Origin of the sequence: Bilophila wadsworthia ATCC 49260 (genome assembly GCF_000701705.1) — a bacterium.
GTDB classification, from domain to species: domain Bacteria; phylum Desulfobacterota; class Desulfovibrionia; order Desulfovibrionales; family Desulfovibrionaceae; genus Bilophila; species Bilophila wadsworthia.
This window is the reverse complement of the sequence record NZ_JNJP01000015.1, coordinates 22,115-46,138: the sequence shown is the minus strand read 5'-3', so window position 1 is coordinate 46,138 and position 24,024 is coordinate 22,115. Positions and strand designations below refer to the sequence as shown.

Annotated in this window: 16 protein-coding genes; 15 read left to right on the top strand and 1 reads right to left on the bottom strand. The window is 62.7% G+C overall.

All coding sequences use genetic code 11. The features are described 5' to 3' along the window. The first annotated feature begins 128 nt into the window (after window positions 1-128). The 3 genes from T370_RS0108120 to T370_RS0108110 all read left to right on the top strand — a co-directional run bounded on the left by T370_RS0108120 (window position 129) and on the right by T370_RS0108110 (window position 3,656). On the top strand, window positions 129-380 hold the full coding sequence (locus tag T370_RS0108120) for a 4Fe-4S dicluster domain-containing protein (protein WP_029435417.1): 252 nt from the start codon (window positions 129-131) through the stop codon (window positions 378-380). Continuing rightward, window positions 377-2,068: an FAD-dependent oxidoreductase gene (locus tag T370_RS0108115; RefSeq protein WP_029435416.1), complete on the top strand. Its 1,692-nt coding sequence runs from the start codon at window positions 377-379 to the stop codon at window positions 2,066-2,068. Before T370_RS0108120 ends, T370_RS0108115 begins: the two co-directional genes overlap by 4 nt. Window positions 2,069-2,171: 103 nt before the next feature. Beyond that, entirely contained in the window at window positions 2,172-3,656 is a 1,485-nt protein-coding gene (locus T370_RS0108110) for an SLC13 family permease (RefSeq protein WP_029435415.1), read from the top strand. 186 nt (window positions 3,657-3,842) lie between these two features. Here T370_RS0108110 and T370_RS0108105 read toward each other — a convergent pair whose 3' ends face one another. After that, window positions 3,843-5,735: a sigma 54-interacting transcriptional regulator gene (locus tag T370_RS0108105; protein ID WP_029435414.1), complete on the bottom strand. Its 1,893-nt coding sequence runs from the start codon at window positions 5,733-5,735 to the stop codon at window positions 3,843-3,845. A gap of 264 nt (window positions 5,736-5,999) precedes the next feature. Between T370_RS0108105 and T370_RS0108100 the strand changes: the two genes are divergently transcribed. The 12 genes from T370_RS0108100 to T370_RS0108045 all read left to right on the top strand — a co-directional run bounded on the left by T370_RS0108100 (window position 6,000) and on the right by T370_RS0108045 (window position 23,891). Then, the gene (locus tag T370_RS0108100) at window positions 6,000-6,956 is read left to right on the top strand and encodes a tripartite tricarboxylate transporter substrate binding protein (protein WP_029435413.1); all 957 of its coding nucleotides are present in this window, start codon (window positions 6,000-6,002) and stop codon (window positions 6,954-6,956) included. Between the two features lie 80 nt (window positions 6,957-7,036). Continuing rightward, window positions 7,037-9,022 carry a tripartite tricarboxylate transporter permease gene (locus tag T370_RS0108095; RefSeq protein ID WP_051643801.1) on the top strand — a complete coding sequence of 662 codons (1,986 nt, stop codon included), beginning with the start codon at window positions 7,037-7,039 and terminating at the stop codon, window positions 9,020-9,022. 24 nt (window positions 9,023-9,046) lie between these two features. Further along, window positions 9,047-10,096, top strand: coding sequence for a D-cysteine desulfhydrase family protein (locus tag T370_RS0108090; RefSeq protein WP_029435411.1), 1,050 nt, complete (start codon window positions 9,047-9,049; stop codon window positions 10,094-10,096). 25 nt (window positions 10,097-10,121) lie between these two features. Next, on the top strand, window positions 10,122-11,762 hold the full coding sequence (locus tag T370_RS0108085) for a glutamate synthase-related protein (RefSeq protein ID WP_029435410.1): 1,641 nt from the start codon (window positions 10,122-10,124) through the stop codon (window positions 11,760-11,762). Window positions 11,763-11,777: 15 nt separating this feature from the next. Next, window positions 11,778-13,358: an N-acyl-D-amino-acid deacylase family protein gene (locus T370_RS0108080; RefSeq protein WP_029435409.1), complete on the top strand. Its 1,581-nt coding sequence runs from the start codon at window positions 11,778-11,780 to the stop codon at window positions 13,356-13,358. 81 nt (window positions 13,359-13,439) lie between these two features. Further along, complete coding sequence (locus tag T370_RS0108075; RefSeq protein ID WP_029435408.1) at window positions 13,440-14,963, top strand: glutamate synthase-related protein; 1,524 nt, start codon at window positions 13,440-13,442, stop codon at window positions 14,961-14,963. A 248-nt stretch (window positions 14,964-15,211) separates the two neighbouring features. Continuing rightward, entirely contained in the window at window positions 15,212-15,901 is a 690-nt protein-coding gene (locus T370_RS0108070; protein ID WP_029435407.1) for a Crp/Fnr family transcriptional regulator, read from the top strand. Window positions 15,902-16,129: 228 nt separating this feature from the next. Then, complete coding sequence (locus T370_RS0108065; RefSeq protein WP_029435406.1) at window positions 16,130-17,797, top strand: FAD-dependent oxidoreductase; 1,668 nt, start codon at window positions 16,130-16,132, stop codon at window positions 17,795-17,797. Window positions 17,798-17,912: 115 nt separating this feature from the next. Next, entirely contained in the window at window positions 17,913-19,607 is a 1,695-nt protein-coding gene (locus T370_RS0108060) for an FAD-dependent oxidoreductase (protein WP_029435405.1), read from the top strand. Window positions 19,608-19,679: 72 nt separating this feature from the next. Then, window positions 19,680-20,759, top strand: a complete 1,080-nt coding sequence (locus T370_RS0108055; RefSeq protein WP_029435404.1) for a TRAP transporter substrate-binding protein — start codon at window positions 19,680-19,682, stop codon at window positions 20,757-20,759. A 104-nt stretch (window positions 20,760-20,863) separates the two neighbouring features. After that, a complete protein-coding gene (locus T370_RS0108050; RefSeq protein ID WP_051643800.1) occupies window positions 20,864-22,774 on the top strand; it encodes a TRAP transporter large permease in 1,911 nt (636 codons plus the stop codon). A gap of 172 nt (window positions 22,775-22,946) precedes the next feature. Beyond that, window positions 22,947-23,891, top strand: coding sequence for a COG2958 family protein (locus tag T370_RS0108045; RefSeq protein ID WP_029435402.1), 945 nt, complete (start codon window positions 22,947-22,949; stop codon window positions 23,889-23,891). Window positions 23,892-24,024: the final 133 nt, after the last annotated feature.

Sequence of the window (24,024 nt, the reverse complement as noted above, 5' to 3'; positions counted from 1 at the left end):
TCTTTAACCTATTGTTCTTTTTTATACAAAATAACGGCACGGTCATTGCTTTATCAGAATCGAATCATCCGTAAAGAGCAGTTATCATACTGCGATATATGCAAAACATTCCACAAAGGAGTTTTCCTATGCCTCCGCTGATCGACCGGGAGAAGTGTACCGGATGCGGCACTTGTGCCGAAATCTGCAATTCGAACCTTTTCGTCTTTGACCGCAGCGTCGACAAATTCCCCCGCATCAAGTTCCCCGAAGAATGCTGGCATTGCGACTCTTGCGTGCTCGACTGTCCCGTCGGGGCTATTTCCCTGCGCATCCCCCTGTCGTACGGCCTCATGCATGTCGACGCGTCCACCCTCACCACCAAGGAGGTCAAGTCATGATCCCCGTCAAGCCTGTAATCGAAGCGGATCTCCTCATCGTCGGCGGCGGCATCGGCGGCCTCATGGCGGGCATCGCGGCGGGCAAGGCCGGATGCAAGAACGTCGTCATCATGGAAAAGTGCCATGCGCGCCGTAGCGGTTCCGGCGCGACCGGCAACGATCACTTCAACTGCTATATCCCTTCCTATCACGGCGACGACATCGAGCCCGTATTCAAGGAAACCATGCAGAGCCTCGTGGGCCAGCTCAAGGAACCGAGCCTCATGCACAAATTTCTGGAAAAGAGCTTTGAGCTGGTGCAGATGTGGGATGCTTGGGGCGTAAACATGCGCCCGACCGGAGACTGGGAATGCAAGGGGCACGCCCTGCCCGGCAAGCCCCGCGCGTTCCTGAAGTATGACGGCTCCGACCAGAAGAAGGTGCTTGTCCGCGAGGCCAAGGCGGTCGGCGTGAAGTTCTACAACCATCATCCCGTGGTGGAACTTGCCCGCGTCGGCGGCCGCATCGCCGGGGCGCTCGCCGTGGACATCAGCACGGAACAGCCCGCCTTTGTCCCGGTCCGGGCCAAAACCGTCCTGCTCGCCACAGGACTCACGCACCGCCTGTACATGAACGCGTCCACGCCGGGCTTCATGTTCAATACGGGGCACTGCCCCAACTGCGCGGGCGGACAGGGCCTCGGCTGGCGCGTGGGCGCGCGCATGGTCAACATGGAATTCCCCTACACCCATGCAGGGCCCAAGTATTTGCAGCGCTGCGGCAAGGCGACGTGGATCGGCGTCTACCGCTATCCCGACGGCAAGCCCATCGGCCCCTTCGCCACCAAGTCCGATCCGCAGTACGGGGACGTGACCAGCGACATCTGGAATTCCGTCTTTGAAGACGTGATGCGCAAGGGCACCGGCCCCGCCTACATGGATTGCTCCGACGCCACAGACGAGCAAATGGCGTACATGCGCTGGGCCATGACCGGCGAAGGCCTGACCGCCCTGCTCACCTACATGGAAAAGGAAGGGATCGATCCGCAGAAGCACAGCGTGGAATTCATGCGCTACGAGCCGATCCTCCACGGGCGCGGGCTCGACGTTTCCGACGAGGGCGAAACTTCCGTACTCGGCCTTTTCGCGGCGGGCGATCTCGTGGGCAACGGCGGCTGTGGCATCGCGCTGGCGGCCTATCTCGGATGGGAAGGCGGAATGGCCGCCGCGGCACAGGCCGCCACGGTCGATTTCCAGCCCGCCGAGGAAACCGAATCCATCAGGAAGCGCATGGAGCTGCTTTCCTCGTTCATGGATCGCCCCGAAGGCGCGGACTGGAAGGACGCGAACATGGCCCTGCAACAAATCATGAGCGACTACGCCCCCGCCGGGCCAGCCAAGGTGCGTTCCGAAACGCTGCTCAACGCCGGACGGGATTACCTGAAGCAGCTCCGCCATTCCGCGGAACGGCAGATGGGCGCGACGTGTTCGCATACGCTCATGCGGGCCGCCGAAGTGCTCGATCTCATGGACTGCGGCGAAGCGATCATGAACGCCGCGCTGGCGAGGCAGGAAACCCGCGCCAACCATGTCCGTTCCGACTTCCCCTTCACCAACCCGCTCCTTGCGGACAAGTTCCTCACCGTGGGCCTTGAAGGCGATGAGGTCGTCGCCCGCTGGCGCCCCATCCGCCAGCCGGTTTCCCGCTAGCTCCGAAAAAACGGGGAACGCCCCGGCGGCGTTCCCCGCACGGCAAAAGCCTCCCCCACGCCGAGCCTTCCCGCCCCTCCGCAATCATACCCTTGGAGCCGCCATGTCCGCCCCAGCCACTCCCGCACTCTGTAGGCAGATCGCCTTCTTCGCCCTTGGCCCGCTTCTCTGCTTCTCTCTGAAAGACCTTCCCCCGCTTGAGGGGATGAACCCCGACGGCATGGTCTGCCTCGCCGGGTGCGCCTGGCTCATGCTCTGGTGGATGACGGAAGTCTTGCCGCTGCCGGTCACCTCGCTCATGGCCGTTCCGATCTTCGGTTTCCTCGGCGTCATGGCCCCGGACAAGGTTTTCGCCACCATCGGGCATCCGGCCATGATGCTGATCTTCGGTGCGACCATCATCGTGGGCGTCTGGAAGGAAAGCAACCTGATCGAGCGCTATGCCTACTGGTGCTTCAACCTGCCCTTCGTCAGGGGCAACCCCGTCCGTATGGTCCTCATCTTCACTTTCGGGGCGGGCGTCATGTCGGCCATAGCCCCCAACATCCCCCTGACCATCCTGTTCATTTCCATTGCTGTAGCCATCGGGAAGTCCTGCAACCTCGCGCCCGACAACAACATGATGCGTTCCCTGTGCACGCTCTCGGCCATCGCACCGGCCCTCGGCGGCGTGGGCACGCCCCTCGGAGGCGCGCCGAATATCGTGGTCATAGCCATCGTGGCGACCGTCCTCGGGCACGACATCACGTTCTGGGAATGGTCGGCCCTCGGTATGCCTCTGGTTTTCGTCACCCTGTTCGCCTGTTTCGCCATCACGGCGCTCCTGTTCCCCGTGGGCAAGGCCGGGAAAGGCTTTTCCATGCCGGAAGACTACCTCAAGAAGAAGATTGAGGCCCTTGGCCCGGTCTCGGCCCACGAGCACGCCGCCATCTGGATCATGATGGTCGCGCTGGCGCTCTGGTGCTCCGGGCCGCAGATTTTTTCCGCGCTCGGGCTGGAAGAGGAAGCGCGGATGATGACAGCCCCGGTGATCGCCGTGCTCATGGGCGCTTCCGCCTTCCTCGTGCCCATCCGCCGGGACCGCGAATCCGGCAGGCTCATCTTCGCCATGAACTGGGATCAGGCCGTCCGCAACATCGGGTGGGGCATCATCGTGCTGCAGATCGGGGCCATCGCCTTTGGGCAGGTGCTCCTCAAGGGCGGCGTGGACAAGTGGATGGCCCAGTGCATCCAGATGCTTCTGGGCGACATCCACGGCTTGCTGGTCTGGTTCGCACTGGTCTTCATCACCGGGTTCTTCTCACAGATCATCATGAGCCTGGCGGTCATCCCGCTCATGCTGCCCATTACGGCGGGCCTTGCCGGGATTTACGGATTCGATCCCCTGCTCGCATGCATCTCCGTCGGCTTCGTCAGCAACCTGACCACCATGTTCCCCTTCTCCTCCGTCCCCGTCGCGGCGGTCATCGCGGGAAGCGAAGGCTACGCGCAGCCGAAGGACTTCATCATCAGCGGATTCCTCAATACGACCATCGTCACGGTGATCACCTTCGGCCTGTGCTGGCTCGTCGGCCCGATGGTCTTGTAGGCGCGCGGGCTTTCGGCGGGACCAACCGGCATGGCCCGCCCGATTCGAGGAACGGAAGAGGCCATTCCTGTGATGGGACGGCCTCCTGTATTTTCATTGTCGTTTGGGAAACGTAAACAACACGGTGGAGCTGAGAGGCCGGTGTCCGTGGCGCCCGAAGGGCAGCCTCCCGATACCCCTCCGGCTTCAATCCTGAACGGATACGTCCTTCGCGGCGTCCGCTTCGAGAACCCGCCTCAGGCTGCTGTAACTGATTCCCAAAGCCCTGGCCGCTTTTCTGCGGTCGCCCGCACAGCGCCGCATCTCCTTGCGGACAATCTCCAGACGGTACGCGGCAAGCTGTTCCCCCAGCGTCCCCCCCTGCGGGGCCTTGTCGAAGAACTGGTTGCGATGGCGGAATATCTCCTCAAAACAGGCGAGGCTGGAACTGTTGTCCCCGAGCAGGACAAGGTAGCTTTCCATGACCGACATGAGTTCGCGGATGTTCCCCGGCCAGGAATAGCGCCGGATGGCATCCAGAATGGCCGGGGTGACAACGGAGGCGTTTTTTCCATACCGTTTGAGGACGTTGGCGATGAGGAGCGGCACGTCTTCCAAACGATCCCGCAGGGGGGCGACTTCAAGGCAGACGCCCGCCAGACGGAAATACAGATCCAGCCTGAACGAGCCCGCCTTGACCAGATCCAGCAGCTGCTTGTGCGAGGCGCAGATGACCCGCACGTTGACGGGAATGAAGCGATCGCCCCCTACGTGCATGACTTCCTTTGCATCCAGCACGCGCAGGAGGCGGAGCTGCACAGCATGGCTCATGTCCCCGATCTCGTCAAAAAAGAGGGTGCCGCCGTTCGCCAGTTCGAAAAGCCCCGCTTTGCCGCCGCGCTTGGCCCCGGTAAAAGCCCCCTCCTCATAGCCGAACAGTTCGCTTTCCAGCAGCGGGTCCGGCAGGGCCGCGCAGTTGACCACCACAAAAGGCTGCTTGGCCCGTTTGCTGGCGGCGTGCAGGGCGTGTGCGACAAGCTCCTTGCCGGTGCCCGTTTCGCCGTGGATGTAGACCGAGATGTCCGTGGGCGCGTAGCGGGCGATGTTTTCTTTCAGCTTCACGACGCTGGCCGACTTGCCGATGATGTCCCGTGCCGTATAGTTGGCCACGAGCCCGCGTGAATGGAGATCCGTGTCGATCTTCCGGTTGATTTTCTGGAGGTTCTGCACATCATGGATGAAGCAGACCGCGCCCGTCGTCGACGACGACATGGCCAGCGGGAACGTGTTGATGAGCAGCTGCCTGCCGTTGATGGTCACCACCCGGTCTATGAACGGGGAAGAGTGTTCCAGCACTTCATCGAGAAAGAGCGGCGGGAAGAAGCGGGCAAGCTCATGCGGGGCCTCCACGCGCAGCAGCTTGAGCGCCTGCGCATTGTGGAAAACGATGTCCCGCTGCGCACTGAGGCAGATCACGCCCTCTTTCGAGTAGTGAAGCATGGCCTGGATGTTGGAGCGGTTCGTCTGCTCCATGCGCATGTTTTCGGCTATGGTAATGGCCCGGCTCACCGCGTTGCGGATATTCACGGGCTGCGGCTCGTCCAGAAAAATCTGCCCGCCGAGGCGGCTGACGATCCGCGCCGTCCCGCCCCCGCCCACGAAAACCCGAACGCCGCGCGCCATCGTTTCCCTGATCCGTTCCTCGAGTTCTTCCTTAGTGTCGTAACGGACCGGGATAATGCGCATACCAAGCAGGGATTCCATGAACTCGATGTCGCGGGCCTCGTTGATGTGCGCGGTGAGGGCCACCGTATCCGAAAGCTTCCTGGCCCGGCTCAAGCCTTTGATGATGTCGATCTCCGAACGCTCGACGAAGACCGTGCGGCGTCCGAATTTTTTGAAGACGGCCTCACGGAACCCGCCGTGGCACAGCAGGACTTCGTATCCCTCTTCGAACAGGCGCCGTGCGTCTTCGAGCGCCGTCTCGTAGCTGGTCACCTCAATGGATATGTTCCACCCGAGAAGCAGCGTTTCCCGGTATACGATATCGGCGACGAGCTTGGAATGGACAAGCGCCGCAATCCGGTATTCCTGTTTCACATTCGGCTCCTGCATGGCAAAAACGGCCTTTGATTTGAAGGGGTACGGGGAAATGATGCTCAAAATTGAGCATTATTTGCTCAATTATGGATCTACACGCCAGATTATCTGATTGTCAATAAACTCATAAACATACAATATATCATGCAATCGGTTCCCGGGAGGGCCTTGGCACGGTTTCTGCTTGTTCAAAAGGGAACAGGATACCGCCGCCGAACGCAACCCGTTGCGCGTACGGCTCAAACCAGTCAAAGGAGCCTCCCCATGAAGCGTTGTTTTGCCTTCCTGCTGACGGTTTTCGTGGCCCTTTCCCTGACGGCCTTCGCCCATGCCGGAACCTATCCGGACAAGAGCATCAAGATCATCGTCCCCTTCAATCCGGGAGGCGGCGGAGAGCAAGGCGCCCGCCTTCTCGAAAAGGATTTCAAGGAAGTGGTCAGCCAGCCCCTTTCCTTCATCTACAAACCCGGCGGCACCGGGCTCATCGGCATGGTGGAGCTCAGCCGCCAAAAGCCGGACGGGTACACCATCGGCATCCACTCCTATCCCCTGCTCATGCTCGACATCATCACCGGCCGCGCCGGGTACACGTTGGACAGTTTCGATTTCATCTCCCTGCTCTGCCTTGAGGAAGTCTATCTGGCCGTCCGCGCCGACAGCCCCGTTTCCAGCGCCAAGGAACTCATTGAGCGCGCCAAGTCCGAGCCCGGCAGGATCAACCTCGGCATCTGCGAAATCATGGGCCCCACGCATATCCCCGCCCTGCGCCTGAAGGCCGACGGCGTGCCTTTCAACCATGTGCCCATCGACGGCGCGGGCAAGGTCGCTCCCGCGCTCCTCGGCGGACAGGTCGACGCCGCCATCGTCCCTTCCGGGGGTGTTTCCGGCTCCATCAGCAAGATGAAGATACTCGCCGTGTTCGCGCCCGAACGCAGCAAGCGCTTCCCCGGCGCGCCCACCATGAAGGAGGTGGGGTACGACATCAACAGCGCCGTGGGCCGCTACATCGCCGCTCCCAAGGGCGTGCCCGCCGAAAAGCGCACGATCCTCGAAGACGCCTTCAAGACCATCCTTTCCAACCCTGAAGTGATCGCGCGCTATGAAAACGCAGGAACCGTGGTCGCATGGAAGTCCGGCGAAGAATTGCGCAAGATGTTTGAAGAGTACGAAAAGGAAGGCCGCGCCATGGTCGAGTTCTATCAGAAGACGCAGAGCAAGTAGCCCGCCCGGCGGAGCGGCTTTGGGCCGCTTCCGGGTCCACCTTCTTTCCTGAGAGACGTCCTATGGATGCAGTCCCTTCCATGCTTGAGTATATTGTGCGGGGCGCGGCGAGCGCCGTGCTCCCCATGAATCTGCTGGTGATGTTCATCGGGCTCGTCGTCGGCATCGTCGGCGGTATGCTTCCCGGCATCACCACCGTAACGGCCGTGGCCCTGTTTGTCCCCTTCACCTTTTCCATGCCCCCGGACATGGCGCTTATCGGGCTCGGCGGCGTGTTCTGCGGGGCCATGTACGGCGGGGCCAACGCCGCCATCCTCATCAATACGCCGGGAACGCCGGGGTCCATCGCCACCTCGCTGGACGGCTATCCGCTGGTCATGCAGGGCAGGGCCGAGGAAGCTTGTTACATCGCCCTGATCGCTTCGGTCCTCGGCGGCATTTTCGGGACCGTCGTACTCATGCTGTTCTTTGAGCCGCTGTCCGTCATGGCCCTGAAGTTCGGCTCCGAGGCCTTTTTCTGGATGGGACTGTTCGGCCTGTCCACGCTGGCGGCGATGTTCCCCGGCAATATCGCCAAGGGGCTGCTCGGCGGAGCCATCGGGCTGGCCCTGTGCACGGTGGGCCTTGACCCTGTGATGGGTATGCCCCGGTTCACCTTCGGCTGTTTCGATCTGGTGCAGGGCCTCGACATGGTCGCACTCATGATCGGCCTGTTCTCGCTCTCCCAGATGTTCGTCATGCTGGAATCCGACGAGAAGTATATCGTCAAGATGGAGCGGCAGGCGCACGCCTTCAAGCTCGCCGTCACCGATATCCTCAGACATTTGAAGCTGCTCTCCGTGGCCTCGGCCATCGGGACCTTCATCGGCGCGCTCCCCGGTGCGGGGGGCAGCGTGGCCGCGCTCGTCTCCTACAATGAGGCCAAGCGGTGGGACAAGGACCCCGACCGCTACGGCAAAGGCGCCGTGGAAGGCATCCTCGTGCCGGAAAGCGCCAACAACGCGAGCGTGGGCGGTTCGCTGGTCCCCCTGCTCTCCCTCGGCATCCCCGGCAGCGCGGCGGCAGCCGTCCTCGCCGGCGGGCTCATGGCGCAGGGGCTGACGCCCGGCCCGCAGCTCATGGAAAAGAACCCCGAGATCGCCTACGCCTTCATCGTGAGCATGATCATCGCCAACATCGGGATGCTGCTCATCGGCTACCTGCTGGTCCGCGTGTGCACGCGTATCCTCGATGTGCCCAAGCTGCTGATCATCCCGGCTGTCATCTCCATCTCGTTCCTCGGGGCCTATGCCCTGCGCAACAGCATGTTCGACGTCCTGCTCATGATCCTGTCGGGCGGCATCGCCTATCTGCTGCTCAAGGCGAAGATCATGCCCGCAGGCATCGCCCTCGGGCTGGTGCTCGGGCGGATCATCGAAGAAAACCTCATCGTGACCCTCTACCGCACGCAGGCGGAGGACTCGCTCGCCGATCTGCTGGTCTTCTCGCCCCTCGCCGCCGTATTCATGGCCGCGTGCATCCTCGCCATCGTCATCCCGCTCTGGCTGAACCACCGCAAGCAGGGCAAGGGCATCGCCCTCTCCAGCCTGCGCCCGTCCGGAGCGTGCCTGCGCCGCTACGACTTTTGGGTCGTCCTTGCGATCACCGTCGGCGGGGCTGTCCTCCTGCGCCAATCCTACGCCATCGAAGGCATTTCCGGCTATTTCCCGCAGGCCGTGTACGCCTCCATCGTCGGCCTGGGGATCTTCATCATGCTGATGCAGATCTTTTCCGGCACGGCGCGGAAGCCGGAAACCGTGCGTCCGGGCTGCTACTGGAGCATCTGCCTGTACCTCGGGCTCATGGGCGTCGGCTATCTGCTCATCGAACCGCTCGGCTTCTACGCCGCCACGTTCCTCTGCATCGTCGCCATGACCGCCTACGGCACGTTCTGGCTCTCCGGGCGCAAGGCCGACTTGCGGGGCATCGGTTCGGTACTGGCCTATTCGCTGCTCCTCATCGCCGTCGAGTACGGCTGTTTCTCGCTGATCATGGAAGTACAGACCCCTACGGGGCTTCTGTTTTGACGCTCCGCCCAAAGGATATCTCGTATGGACATAATGGAATTGAGAACACGGCTTGAAGAGGCCCCGCGCATCCCGCTCGGCGTATGGCCCACGCCGTTCATGCCGATGGACGGGCTGCGGGCCCGCCTCTCCGCCCAAGGGATCGAATGCCCCCGGCTCTGGATCAAACGCGAGGACATGACCCCCCTCGGCGCGGGAGGGAACAAGATACGCAAACTGGAGCACGTGCTCGCCAAGGCCCGCGCGGAAGGTGCCGACGTGCTGCTGAACACGGGTGAGGTACAGTCCAATCAGGTCGTACAGACGGCGGCCTCAGCCGCACACCTCGGCATCCCCTGCGAGCTGTTCCTCGGGCGGACCGATCCCCCGCTCTCCGAGGACGATCAGGAAACCGGGAACATCCTGCTCTGCCGCATTTTAGGGGCTCAGGTGCACCTCGTACCGCCGGGAGCCGACCGGGGTGCGGCCATGCGCCGCCGGGCCGAGAAGCTAAGGGCCGAAGGGCGGCATCCCTACATCATCCCCCGCGGCTCCTCCACGGCGGAAGGGGCGCTCGGTTCCCTGCGCTGCTTTTTCGAGCTGCTCGACCAGGCGCAAGCCAGCGGCTTCACGCCGGACGCCATTACCGTCACCGTGGGCAGTTCGGGCACCACGGCGGGGTTCCTCGCCGGTGCGCACGCCCTTGCCCTTTCGGGCGGGCCGGACATCCCCCTCTACGCCTTCGACACCTTCGGCACGGACTACCCGGTGCAGGCCCGTGAACGCATCATGGAACACGCCGAGGAGTGCTGGGCTTCGCTTTCCCTGCCCGGAAGATGCGGGGAAAGGCTGCTACGCCTCTCCTGCGATTTCGTGGGGCCGGGCTATTCCCGGCCCTACCCCGGCATGATCGAGGCCGTGCGCCTCGTCGCCCAGAGCGAAGGCGTCATCTTTGATCCCAACTATACCGGAAAGAGCATGGCGGGCCTGCTCGACGCGATCCGCAAGGGCGCGTTCACGGCGGACCAGCATGTCGTCTATCTGCATACAGGCGGACTCCCGGCGCTGTTCGCCATGCGCCGCCATTTCGCCTAACCGCTTTTACGATAAGGAGCCTTGCATGAGCCTTACTTCCAAAAACAACGAAAAAATCGGTGCGGTCAACCGCGGCACGCCCTGCGAATCCGGGCTGTGCAACTTCTGCCGCACGGACTGTCAGGGCCGCTGCGAAACGTGGCTGAGTTCGCTTCTGGGGCGCAGGACGCTGGTGCCCCGCGACTACGGCAACGCCACCATCGGGACCGAAAACACCACGCATGTGGGCGTTTCCTACAATGCCCTGCGCATCCGGGGCCGCGTCTTCGGCGGGGCCGGGCTCGACCCGGAAAAGGCCCGCACGGGCGACGCGGCCTATTGCGACGCCGATCTGACGACGGCCGTGGGCTCCAACGCCAAGTACCCTTGCGACTATCCGTTCCTCATCGGCGCGCTGAGCCGCAATCCCGTGGTCGACAAGTACTGGGACAGCTTCGCCGTGGGCGCGGCCCTGTGCGGCATCCCGCTGGTCATCGGGGAAAATGTGGGCGGCGGGGACAACAAGACCGAATTCAATCCCGACGGCTCCATCCGCGCCCTGCCCGATCTGGACCGCCGCATCGCCGTGTACAAGCGCTATTACAATGGCAAGGGCGCGCTGTTCGTCCAGCTCAACGCCAACGACGCCTACAACGGCGTGGCTGATTACGTCGCCCGCAAGTACGGCGACTTCGTGTGCGTCGAAATCAAATGGGGGCAAGGCGCCAAGCCCATCAACGGCGAAGGGCTGATCCGCGATCTCGACTACGCTCGGTTCATGAAGAGCCGCAGCTACTGCCTGCGCCCCGATCCCGAGGATCCGGCCGTACAGGAGGCCTTCCGCGCCGGGCGCGTCAAACACTTCACCCGCTATACCGGCCTCACGTATCCCGCCCTGTCCACGCCCGAGGAAGTGCTCGCCGAAGTCGCGGCCAAGGCGGAACAGCTCCGGGCCAACGGCGCGGCACGGCTGGCGCTGAAGACCGGGGCGTTCGGGATGCCCGATCTGGCGCTGGCGATACGGGTGGCCTCCGAGCTGGATTTCGAACTCCTGACCATCGACGGCTCCGGCGGCGGAACGGGCATGAGCCCCAACGACATGCTGGACAACTGGGGCGTCCCCTCCGTCCTGCTGCACGCCAAAGCGCATGACTACGCCTTCCTGCGGGCCGCCGCCGGGAAGAAGGTGGTCGATCTCGCCATGGGCGGCGGGCTCGCCAAGCCGAGCCAAGCGTTCAAGGCGCTGGCCCTCGGCGCCCCCTACGTCAAGGCTGTGTGCATGTCGCGCTCGTTCATGATCCCGGCCTTCCTCGGCTGCAACATCGAAGGGGCCCTGCACCCCGAACGCCGGGAACGCGTCCACGGCGCGTGGTCGGCGCTTCCGAAGACAGTCCTCGACATCGGCGATACGCCCGAAACCATCTTCGCCGGATACCATGCCCTCAAGGAACGCCTCGGAGCCGACGAAATGGCACATATCCCTTACGGAGCCATCGCCATGTGGACGATGTGCGACCGACTCGGCGCGGGGCTCCAGCACCACATGGCCGGGGCCCGCAAGTTCGGCGTCGAGCACATCGACCGCACGGACATCTGCGCCGCCAACCGCGAAACGGCTCAGGAAACGGGCATCCCCTTCATTACGGAACAAGACGACGAGCTGGCGCGCCGCATCGTGCTCGGCTGACAAGGAGAGGCGTTCATGCTGGATCTGCTCTTGACCAACGCCCGCATCGTGGACGGGACGGGCAACCCCTGGCGCAAAGGCTGCGTCGGCGTGCGCGACGGGCGCATCGTGGCCGTGGGTTCGGCCCACGATATGCCCGAAGCCCGGACGGTGCTCGACATTGGAGGCAACATCCTGTGCCCCGGCTTCATCGACAGCCACAGCCATTCGGATTTGAGGATAATAGATGAGCCGTTGGCCTTGCCCAAAATCATGCAAGGGATTACCACAGAGAACGTAGGCCTCGACAGCATGTCGGTGGCCCCCATCAGCGACAAGAACAAGGAGCCGTGGAGCACGAGCATTTCCGGGCTCGACGGCGTAGCCCAGAAACCGTGGGGCTGGAACGGGTTCGCCTCCTATCTCAATGCGCTCGACGCCGCGAAGCCGAGCGTCAACCTGAGTTCCTATGTGGGGCTCGGCACCGTGCGCCTCGACGTCATGGGCATGGAGGACAGGCCGCCCACCGCCGAAGAACTGCGCCTTATGGAAGAAAGCGTGGCCCGGTGCATGGAGGAAGGCGCGCGCGGCATTTCGGCGGGGCTCATCTACACGCCCAACAAGTACCAGTCCACGGAAGAACTCGTCGCGCTCGCCAAAGTCGCGGCCCGCTACGACGGTATCCTCGACGTGCATATGCGCAATGAGGCCGACCACATGGCCGAGGCATTGGAAGAGGTCATCCACATCGGGCGCGAAACCGGCATCCGTATTCTGGTGACCCATTTCAAGCTGCGGGGGCGCAGGAACTGGGGGAACGCCCGCAGGCATCTCGACACCATCGACCGGGCCCGCGGGGAAGGCATCGACATCGGCATCGCCCAGTATCCGTATACGGCCAACAGCACGTTCATGCACGTCGTCGTTCCGCCGTGGTACCACAGCCGGGGGACGGACGGCCTGCTCAAAGCCTTGGCGGAGGAACGCGAACAGGTCAAAAAGGACATGCTCACCACCGAAGGCTGGGAAAATTTCTCGCAGGTCATGGGCTGGGAGAACATCTACGTCTCCTCGGTCGCCAGCGAAAAGAACCTCTGGTGCGAAGGCAAAAGCGCCGTGGCCCTTGGCGAGGCCCTCGGCAAGTCGCCCGAGGACGCGGTGCTGGATCTGCTGATCGAGGAAAACCTTGCCGTGGGCCTGCTTGGGCACGGCATGTATGAAGAGGATGTAATGGAAGGCATGAAGCACCCGACCATGTGTCTGATCACCGACGGCCTGCTGAGCGGCGGCAAGCCGCATCCGCGTACCTATGCGGCCTTCCCCCGGTTCATCGCCCGTTACGTGCGGGAAAAGCGCCTGCTCACCCTTGAGGAGGCCGTGCGCAAGATGACCTCCAGCACGGCGCTCAAACTCCGCATGAAGCGCAAGGGCTTCATCATGCCCGGCATGGATGCGGACATGGTGGTGTTCGGCGAAAACCGCATCCGCGATGTGAATACGTTTGAAAATCCGCGTGTCTACCCGGAAGGCATCGATTACGTGCTCGTCAACGGCGAGATCGCCGTCGATCACGGCGTCCATACGGGCGCGCGTCCCGGCAAGACCATACGCGACTGACCATGCCACCGACGGTGCGGCCGTTTCCCATCGCGGGGGACGGGCCGCGCCGTTTTTTCGTTCTTCAAGGAGGAAACGTCCATGTCGTACAGCCCCACGCTCGGCTCCGTGTTCAACCGCACGAAAATGCGCGATCCGTCCCATGTCTGTTCTTTTTCCGGCATGTGCGCCATGTGCACCGCCGACTGCATCGGCAGCTGCGAGATCGGCCTGTCCGCCGTCCGGGGCATGGAGACCGTATATCCCACCACCACGGGGGAAAACCAGATCGCCTCGGAAAAGGTCTATCCCGTCGATTATTCCCATTTCAACATCAACGGCAGATCCTTCGGGGCAATGGGGGCTCCGCTGGACGCCGATCGCGCCACCATCTACCATGTGGGGCTCGAACGGGAGATCGGCACCCTCAACCCCGTAAAGCTGGCGCTGCCGATCATCCTGCCCGCGCTCATCAAGCTCAACTGGCCCGACTACTTCGGCGGCGCGGCCATGGCGGGCGTCAACGCGGTCATCGGCGAAGGGGCCGTGAGCAAGGACCCGACGCTCGCCTACGAAAACGGCAAGGTCGTCCACGCCCCGAAGCTCCGGGAAATGCTGGACGCCTTCAACAAGTATGACCGGGGATACGGGCAGATCATCCTTCAGGCCAACTATGACGACGACGCGCAGGGCGTGCCGGAGTACGCCATCCGGGAATGCGGGGCCAAGGCCATCGAATTCAAGTTCGGGCAGTCCGCCAAGGGCACGCAGCCCGCGAACCTCGTCCCCACGCTCGAAGAGGCGCTGAAGAAGTGCGAACAGGGTTTCCTTGTCCTGCCCGATCCGCGTGATCCCGGCGTACAGGAAGCCTATGGCCGCAAGGCGTGCCCCGCCTTCCACGTCTACGGCCGTCTGCCGATCTGGAGCGACGACTATCTGATCGGCCGCATCGCGCAACTCCGCGACATGGGCATGACCAACGTGTATTTCAAGATGGCGGGCTTCGATCCAGAGGATCTGGAGCATATCCTCCGGCTGGCTTCCAAGGCGCAAGTGGATATGGTCACCTTCGACGGCGCGGGCGGCGGCTCCGGCTACAGCCCCTGCAAGATGATGAACGAATGGTGCCTCCCCACGGTCGTCATGGAAAGCATCCTTTACGGCATTCTCAACAAGCTGGCCGCGGAAGGCATGGAACTCCCGCATGTGGCGATCACGGGGGGCTTTGCGACCGAGGATCAGGTGTACAAGGCGCTGGCCCTCGGCGCGCCCTACATCTCCGCCGTGGGCCTGTGCCGGTCCAGCATGGCGGCAGCCATGAGCGCCAAAAAGATCGGGGATCTCATTGAGGCGGGCAAAGTCCCCCCGGAACTCGCCCGTTTCGGCACGACGAAGGAAGAGCTGTTCAGCGATCTTCCCGAGCTGCGGGGGCTCTACGGCAGCGCGGCGGACGGGTTCTCCACCGGGGCCGTCGGGGTATATTCCTACCTGAACCGCATCGCCTACGGGCTGCGCCACTTCGCCGCCCTGAACAGGAAATTCGACGTGAAGCACATCGGGCGGCGCGACGTCTTCCCGCTCACCCGCGATGCCAAGGAACTGCTTGACGGGACGTGGCTGCGGTAGCCCCCTTCAGTTCCCTTTTCCGCGCAGGCGGCACCGACACTTCCCTCGGTGTTGCCTGCCATTTTTTTGATACCATCCGTATGAAGCGAAGAAAGAGGCCTCCGTGCGCCTTGCCCTCCAACGCGGATAACGATTCGACGATACCGAACAAAGGATACTCCTCCGCAAGATGCGCAAAAGTATTGCCGAAACGTCCGAGTTCCGGCACATTTTACCTGACGCCGTTTCGAGCGGCGGGGAGGGGGTCCATGAATCACGAGCAGGCCATGTTGATGAAGTCTTCGCGCGTAAGCGATTTAAATACGCCGTGGGCACAGGTGCTGCACCTCGCCTCCCGGCGCGTCTTCCCCAAGCGGCACACCATCGACGTTTCGAATACGGAATCGCCCTATTTCTACTATATCCTTTCGGGGACCGTGCGGCTGGCCTATGTCGGAGCCAACGGCGAGGAACGGACGATCCTGTACGCCGGGGCGGGCACGCTCATGAACGTGCCGACCATCATCGCCGGGGACATCAAGAACACTGTGGTGACCTGCACGGAACGGGTGGAAGCCGCGATTTTCGACGCCGGGCTGCTGACGGATCGCGCGTTCGCCGCCGCCCATCCGGATTTGCTGCTCAACCTCATCCACTCGCTTTGCATACACCTGGTCATCCATTCGCAGCACCTCGGCGACGCCTCGCTTGTCGGCACGATGGGCCATGTATGCAGGGTGTTTCAGGAAATGTCCCAGAAGTATGGCGGCAGGCCGCGTTTCAGCCCCGACATGACGCAGCAGGAGCTCGCGGCCCTGCTCGGCATCCACCGCACCACACTGACCCGTATCCTCTGCCGCCTTAAGGCGTTGAACATCATCGAGAAATACACCAAAAACGATCTGCATATCCTCGATATGGAAGCGCTCGACAGGCTCGCTCGCGGCGACAAAAGATAAAAAAGAAACAAATGGTCGACAAAAAGGCCTTTCCCAAGGCCTTTTTGTCGTTTTCTGGCTTTCCGGAAACCGCAACGTGTTTGTCACGACATTTTTATTCTTTTTATTTCAATATAATATATCAATATTCATTCAAATCATGCAAAATGGTGCAAACGCACTATTTTGCACAAGTAAAACCTCCGATAAGGGACGCACGGTTCAACGTTCCTTCAGGGAGGTTTTGGAATGGCGACTCCTTTGGACTCATTAGGCATCGTGCACGAAACGGACGTCCTGATCCTTGGGGCGGGAGCCTCCGGGTGCGGCGCGGCCCTTTCCGCCAGCCGCCACGGCCTCCGCGTGCTTCTGGCCGATAAGGGCAAACTGGAAAGCTGCGGCTCCCTCGGCGGCGGCAACGACCATTTCATGGCGGTGCTGAATACGGACGCCCCCGGCGACACGACGGAAACCATCGTCGACTTCTACTGTACGCCGACCAGCGGCTATTCCCCCAGCCAGGTCCGGCAGTGGGTCGAGGCCATGCCCCAGATGATCGAGGTACTGAAGAGCCTCGGCATCGAATTCCTGCACAACGCGGACGGCTCCTTCTACCGCACCACCGGATTCGGACAGCCCGGAAGCTGGTGGACGCACATCAACAACGGCAAATACATCAAGCGCCGACTCGCAGGGCTTATCCGTTCGCAGGGCGTCGACGTGCTGGAATATGTCCAGTGCACCAAGATCCTCGTGCAGGACGGAAAGGCCATCGGCGCGGCGGGTTTCCACGTCCTTGACGGCACGTTCCACATCATCAGGGCGAAAATCGTCATTTCGGCCCTCGGCCGCCTGAACGGGCGGGTTTCCGTCAACTCGTCCCTCAATCCCTTCAACAGCGCCTTCTCCCCCTTCATTACGGGAAGCCAGATCGCACTGCCCTATGAGGCCGGGGCCCAGATCATCACGCTGGATACCGAACAGGAAGCCACCCTCCTTCCCAAGGGATGGGGCTGCCCCGGCATGAACGGCATCACCAGCAGCGGCGCGAAGGGCATCAACGCCCTCGGCCAGCGCTATATGGGCAAGTACCACCCCATGATGGAAATCGGCCCGCGCTACCTGCTCATACAGGGGACGCACCGGGAACTCACCGAGGGGAACGGGCCGCCCTTCGTGCTGGATCTCACCCACATCGACAGGGACATCCTGCACCACCTCCAATACGACAGTATGCCCGGCGACAAGGAAACGTGGAACGACTACTGCGCGCAGGCCGGGATCGATTTCAGCGCGAAGCCTATGGAAGTGGAACTGTCCGAGCTGTACATCAACGGGATCCTCTACCTGAAGGACAACTTCGAAACCCGTACCGTCAAGGGGCTGTTCGGCGGAAGCGTGTTCAACGATTTCTCGGGCTCCATCTGCAGCGGCTACATCGCCGGGGATCATGCGGCGCGGGCCGCCGGTTCGACGTATACGGAACTTCCCGAACCCGACGCGGACGAACTCGGACGCGAGAAACGGCGCGTCTTCAAGCCTCTGGGTGTCTCGGACGGCATCCGCCAAGACAAGTTCGAAGCCGCCATCAGGCAGGTCATGGACTACTATATGGGCTACGTCCGCAACGAGAAGGGGATGTCCACCGCCCTTGAAAAGTTCGCGCTCATCGAGTCCGTGGAAGACACGATCATGGCAAAAAACCTGCACGAGCTTTTGCGCGCGCACGAGGCCATGCACCTTCTGCGGACGTGCCGGCTCACCACGCTGGCCACGCGGGAACGCCGGGAGACCGGGCGTTCCGTCTACCGGCGCACGGATTATCCCGACATGGATCCCTCGCTCAACAAATTGCTTGTTCTGGAAAAGGATGCCTACGGCCCCAAGGCTTTCTGGGCCGGGGCCCCGCAAGCCTGACGGGCAACCCGCCCGGAAGCGCCCCCGCGCCGGGTGCGGCCCGTTTCCCGCCGCAACGGGGCCACCAAAGGCTCCAGCGGCGACAGAACCCTTCTTTTGAAACAAGGAGTCTGGAATGCCTCCAGTCTTTAGCAGAGAAACACCCCGCGTTTCCGTACAGGACGCCAGCCACGCCGGACAGGGCCGGACGTCCCCCTGTGAATGCCGCTGCCCGGCGGGGAACCCCATTCAGAAAATGGAACGAGCCATTGCGGACGGCAACGAGGCCCTCGCGCTGGAATACCTGCGCGCCCGCAATCCGTTTCCCGGCGTGACGGGCCGCGTATGCCCCCATCCCTGCGAAACCGGCTGCAACCGAAATTCGTACGATGAAGGCGTGGCAATCCGCGCGCTGGAACGGCATGCCGCGGATTACGGTTCCGCCTTCCGGCGCATGAAGCGCCTTCCCTCGACCGGCAAGCGGATCGCCGTCATCGGTTCCGGCCCCGCAGGGCTGACCTGCGCCTACTTTTCCGCCCTGCTCGGGCACACGGTGGACGTCTTCGAGGCTTCCCCCGTCGCCGGGGGCGTGCCGCGTCAGGCCATCCCGGACTTCCGGCTGCCCAAGGCCGCGGTCGACCGCGAGGTAGGGCTCGTCCTCGGCCTCGGGGTCAACATCCTGACGAACACAGCCGTCGGGCGGGACATTTCCCTTGCCTCGCTGCTGGAACACTATGACGCCTGCCTAATCGCGGCGGGCAACGGAAAGGAGCGCCGTCTGGACATCCCCGGCATCGAACACGCGCTCCCGGCCGTCCGGTTCCTGCGGGAATCGAACCTCAACCGCACCCGGCTCGACGGCAAACGCGTCGCCATCCTCGGCGGGGGCGGCGTGGCCTTTGACTGCGCCTTCACGGTCAAGCGGCTGGGAGCCGCTGAAACCCATCTCGTCTTCCTTGAAGACATGGGTCATGTGCGCGTTCCCGCCGAAGAAGTCCGGCAGGCCGAAGACGAAGGCATCCGCCTTCACCCTTCCCATCTGGCGGGCGCTGTGCGCTGCGGAGGCGGAACGGTTTCCGGCGTGACGGCCGATGCCGTCTCAGGCTTCCGGTTCGACGAGCGGGGCAACCTCAGCGTGGACCGCATCCCCGGCAGCGTGCTGGAACTGGAAGCGGACATCGTCATCTGCGCCAGCGGTCTCACGGCGGATCTCGATTTTCTGGACGCCGTGCCGGGCGTGGAGCGCACCCCGCGCGGTTTCATCGCCGCCGCTCCGGAAACGGGCATGACCTCGAAGCCGGGCCTGTACGCCGCCGGGGAATGCGCCTCCGGGCCTTCCCTAGTCTGCGCCGCCATCGGGGAAGGACGCCGGACAGCCCTTGCCATGCACGCATTCCTGACCGGAACGGACGCCGCGCCCCTGGAGGCGTGGTTCAACGACGAAGGGCTGCTTGCCCTGCTCCCCTCGGCGGGCGGAACCGAACAGCATGTGGTGGCCTTCGAGGAAATCGTCAACATCAGCTATCACGAGAAAGCCCCGCGCAACCCGACGGAGCGGCTCACCGCGCGGGAAACGTGGCTCGCCTTCGAGGAGCTGGACAAGGGGCTCACCCTTGAGGCCGCCCGCGCCGAAGCCGCACGCTGCCTGCACTGCGGACACTGCCAGTCCTGCTGGCAATGCGTGGCGAGCTGTCCCGGCCTTATCCTCAAAGAAGGCGAGCACGGCCCCGAAGTGGCCTACCCCGACGAGTGCTGGCACTGCGGCTGCTGCCGCCTAGCCTGTCCCGGCGCGTGCATCTCGTTCCGCTTCCCCCTGCATACGTTCCTGTAAGGAGAGGCCCCGGCTTTCCCCTCCGGAAAGCCGGAACCCCGGATTCAACCTTGCACCATCACGGGAGTTCCTATGAAGAGGTTTTTGGTTCTGATCATGGCTTCGGTGTTTTTCGCCTCCGGGATGCCGCCCGCCGAAAGCCGCGCGGCTGAAGAGTACGTCCTGAGCCTCAACCTGCCCATCCCGCCTATCCATAACCGCTGGCACTTCGCCCTCAAGCAGTGGACCGAAGAGCTGAACAAGCGCAGCAGCGGGCGTATCCGCGTCGAACCCTATTTCGCGGAAGCCCTCAGCAAGGAAGCCGACGCTTTCGAATCCGTCAAGGACGGCATCTCGGACATGGCCGAATTCAGCTATGACGTGGCCGTGGGGCAGTTCCCCTTCCACGAGCGGATCTTCACCCTGATCCGTCCGAGCATGTCCCTTGAAGATCCCACGCCGTGGGTACTGGAAATGCAGAACGCCTTCCCCGAAGTCCAAAAGGAGCTGGATGGGGTCAAGGTCCTGTTCTCCCACGCCCTGACCGTCGGTATGCTCATCGGCAGCAAGGAGCCCATCACCAGCCTCGCCGATTTCAAGGGCAAGAAGATCAATGTGCTCGGGGACTATCAGGTCGCCAACAAGCTGCGCGCCTTCGGGGCCTCGGTCGTGAACATCCCCATGGCCGACGTGTTCATGAGTATGCAGCAAGGCGTCATCGACGCGACCTCCTGCGACTACGATCTGCTGGTTTCCCGCCGTCTGGGCGACGTGGTCAAGCACGTCACCCTCGTCAACACCACGGGGCTGGTCTTCGCCGTCGTCATGAACAAGGACGTCTACGACGGGATGCCGGACGATCTCAAACAGATCGTCGACAGCGTGTCCGGGGAATACGGACGTACCCTCTTCAAGGCGTTCTGGGAAAAGAAGCAGTACGAAAGCCTGAACACGTGGGTCTCCGACATGGGCGGCACGCTGCATGTCCTCTCGGATGCCGACTACGCCGAAGCCGACAGGCTGACCGAGCCCGTCATGCGGGAGTGGATCGACATCGTGACCAAGACCGGGCTCCCCGGCAAGGCCATCGAAGCGAAGTTCCGCGAACTGGAAACGCGCTACGCCAAGCCGTGGAACCAGTCCCACTCCATCGACATCGCCGGCAAGAAGTAACCCGGCCTCGGGCGGACGGGGCGTTCCTCCGGGAGCGCCCCGCGAGCTTCCCGCCACGGTGGATGTTCCTCAGACGCGACTCCTCTCCAACAAGGAAACGAAGTATGGAAAGCACGCATACCCACGGAACAGGTTTTCTCGGCAGGGCCACGGCCGCGCTGCTCCCGGCGGAAAGCCTCTCCAAATGGCTCAGCGCGGCGGGCATGAGCGTCTTCATGCTCATGGTGTTCCTGACGTTCGTCGACGTGTTCCTGCGGTACTGGTTCGGCAAGTCGATCAACGGCACCGTGGAAATCACGGAACTCATGATGGTCATCGTTGTCTTTTCCTCCACCGCCTACACGCAATGGCAGAAAAGCCACGTCACCATGGATATCCTGACCTCCAAGCTGACCGAACCCCGCCGGGCGCTGCTCGCCGTCGCCACGACGCTGTGGTCGCTGGCGACCATCGGTTTCTGTTCCTATACGACCGCCCGGTATGCGGCTTCGACCTCGTCGGTCACGCTGGTGCTGCGGATTCCGCTTACCCCATTCATCGGGCTCGCGTCGTTCGGCTTCGCCCTGCTCGCCGTCACCCTGCTCCACGATCTGCTGAAAGCGCTTTCGGAAGCCTGCCGCCGCGCCGGGAACCGGCAGGCCGTCCTCGCCCTCTGCCTCGGGTGCCTGCCCATGCTCGGCGCATGGTGGGTCGCCACGCACAAGCTGCCCGGTATGGGCAGCGTCGCCGTGGGCGTGCTTGGGCTCGTCTTCCTGTTCGCCCTGTTCTTCCTCGGTATGCCCGTCGCCTTCGCGCTCATGGCCACCGGCCTCGTCTTCATCGCCAACCTGCGCGGCGTTTCGGCGGGCTTCACGACCCTCGGCAAGTCCATGTACGCGACGGCCAGCAGTTACGCATGGTCTCCCCTCATGTTCTTCATGCTCATGGGCTATCTGTGCTTCCACGCCCGGTTCGGGGAGGACATCTACGGCTGCGCGCGCAAATGGCTCGGGCACCTGCGCGGCGGGCTCGCCGTCGGAAGCGTGGCCGCCTGCGCGCTGTTCGGGGCCGTCGTCGGGGACGTGCTGGCGGGCAGCATCGCCATGGCCGCCATCGCCCTTCCGGAAATGCGCAAACACGGCTACAACGACGAGCTCGCCGTGGGCACGCTGGCCTGTTCGGGGACCATCGGCTGCCTCATCCCGCCGAGCACCACCTTCATCATTTACGGCGTGCTGGCGCAGCAATCCATCGGCGACCTGTTCGTCGCGGGGATCATCCCCGGCCTCCTCTGCGCGCTGTGCTTCATGGCCGCGGTGTGGCTCATGGTCTTCCTCAAGCCGGGCCTCGCCCCGAGACTGCCCAAATCCCCCCTCCACGAGCGGATGGCCTCGCTCAAGACGGGGCTGCCCATCATGGGCATCTTCTTCCTCGTCATCGGCGGCATTTACGGCGGCGTGTTCACGGCGACCGAGGGCGGCGGCATCGGGGCGTTCGGCACGCTGCTGCTCGCGCTCTTCATGCGCCGCATGAACCGGAAAAACTTCATCGCCACCCTGCACAATTCGGCCAAGTTCATCTCCATGTGCTTCACCGTCCTGTGCGGGGCCATCGTGCTCAGCTACTTCATGGCCATGACGCGCATCCCGATGGTACTCGCCAACAGCATCGCCGCGCTGGACGTCGCCCCCATGCTGGTCCTGTTCGCCATCGTCATGACCTTCTGCATCCTCGGCTGTTTCCTGCCGTCCATGCCGCTGCTGCTCATCTGCGTGCCGATCTTCGTGCCCATTGCGAAGGTTTTCGGCTGGGATCTGATCTGGTTCGGCGTCATCATCACGGTTCTGGACAACATGGCCTCCATCACGCCGCCTTTCGGCATCAGCCTCTTCGTCATGAAGGAAGTGGCGGGCGTGACGCTCGGCACCATGTACCGCTCCGCCGTTCCTTTCGTCATCGCCCTGTTCGTCTGCCTTCTCCTGATTGTCCTGTTCCCCCCGCTGGCAACCTATCTCCCCACGCTCATGAACGGCTAGCGTACGGCGGACCAGCCTGAAACAGCGGAAAGCCCCGTACTGTGCGGGGCTTTCGTTTTTGCCCGGCGGCGGAAGCCGCCCCGATCGCCAGCAGGCTCCCAAAGGCCCGCGCAAGCTGGACATGGCCTTTCCCCCCGCCTACAATGGGTTCTCAACTGAACAGGGGGTGACCATGGCGCTTTCTCAATCCCAAAAGATCATTGCTTTTCTCGAAAAACATCGGGGCGGGAGCTTTACGGCCCGGCAGATTGCCGAAGCCATCGTGCAGCAGTACGCTTCCGACTACGCCAAAAAGCGCAACAATCCCCGTTTTGCGGATGACAAGGCATTTCTTTCGCAAATCATTGCGGAAATCGGATCACAGAAAGACACGCTCAAAAGGCTCCGCCCCACACTCGTATGGCAGGACAGGCCCAAGCCCCGCCGCTACTGCATTCCATTGGAAGAGACGCAGGAGGCGCGGGATACGGCCCAAGGTGAAACCTGTGAACGCGATGAGGAGAGCTGCGCCTGTGAAGAACGGGCCCTGCTGGAACAGGAGCTTTACCCGCTTCTCACCAGTTATCTCTGGTCGGAGCTGCACCTCTACTCCATGCGCATCCGGGAAGGCCGCTCCCACAATACGCGGGGAAACGGCGGCAACCAGTGGCTCCACCCCGACATCGTGGCGATGGAGCCGGTGGACAAGGCATGGGGGAAACACGTCAAAGCCTGCGGGCACGCCAGCGGCAGCACCTGCGTCCGGCTCTGGTCGTTTGAAGTCAAAAAAATGCTCACCGTCGCCAATATCAGAAAATGCTTCTTTCAGGCCGTCAGCAACTCGTCTTGGGCGCACGAGGGGTATCTCGTCGCCACGGCCATCGCCGACGACCGGGTGGAACAGGAGCTCAGGATGCTTTCAGCCCTGCACGGCATCGGGGTTATCCTGCTCGATCCCGAAAATCCGTCGGAAAGCGAAATCCTGCTCCCCGCACAGAAAAAGCCGGATGCCGACTGGCAATCCATTGATCGCCTCGCCAAAGAAAACGGAGATTTCCACGAATTCATTGAGCTGGTTTCCGTCTACTTCCAAACCGGGACGCTGCGGGAAAAGGATTGGGACAACAAGACGGCCTGACGGGATCTTTGTTTGAGTGGAGGATACCGAACGACGTTTTGGCTCCGCCGGTTCTCTCCGCAAAAAGAAAAGGCAGGCACGGCGCCGTATCCGTTCAGCCGTAAAAGCCCAACAGCCTTGCGCCGCCGTCGAT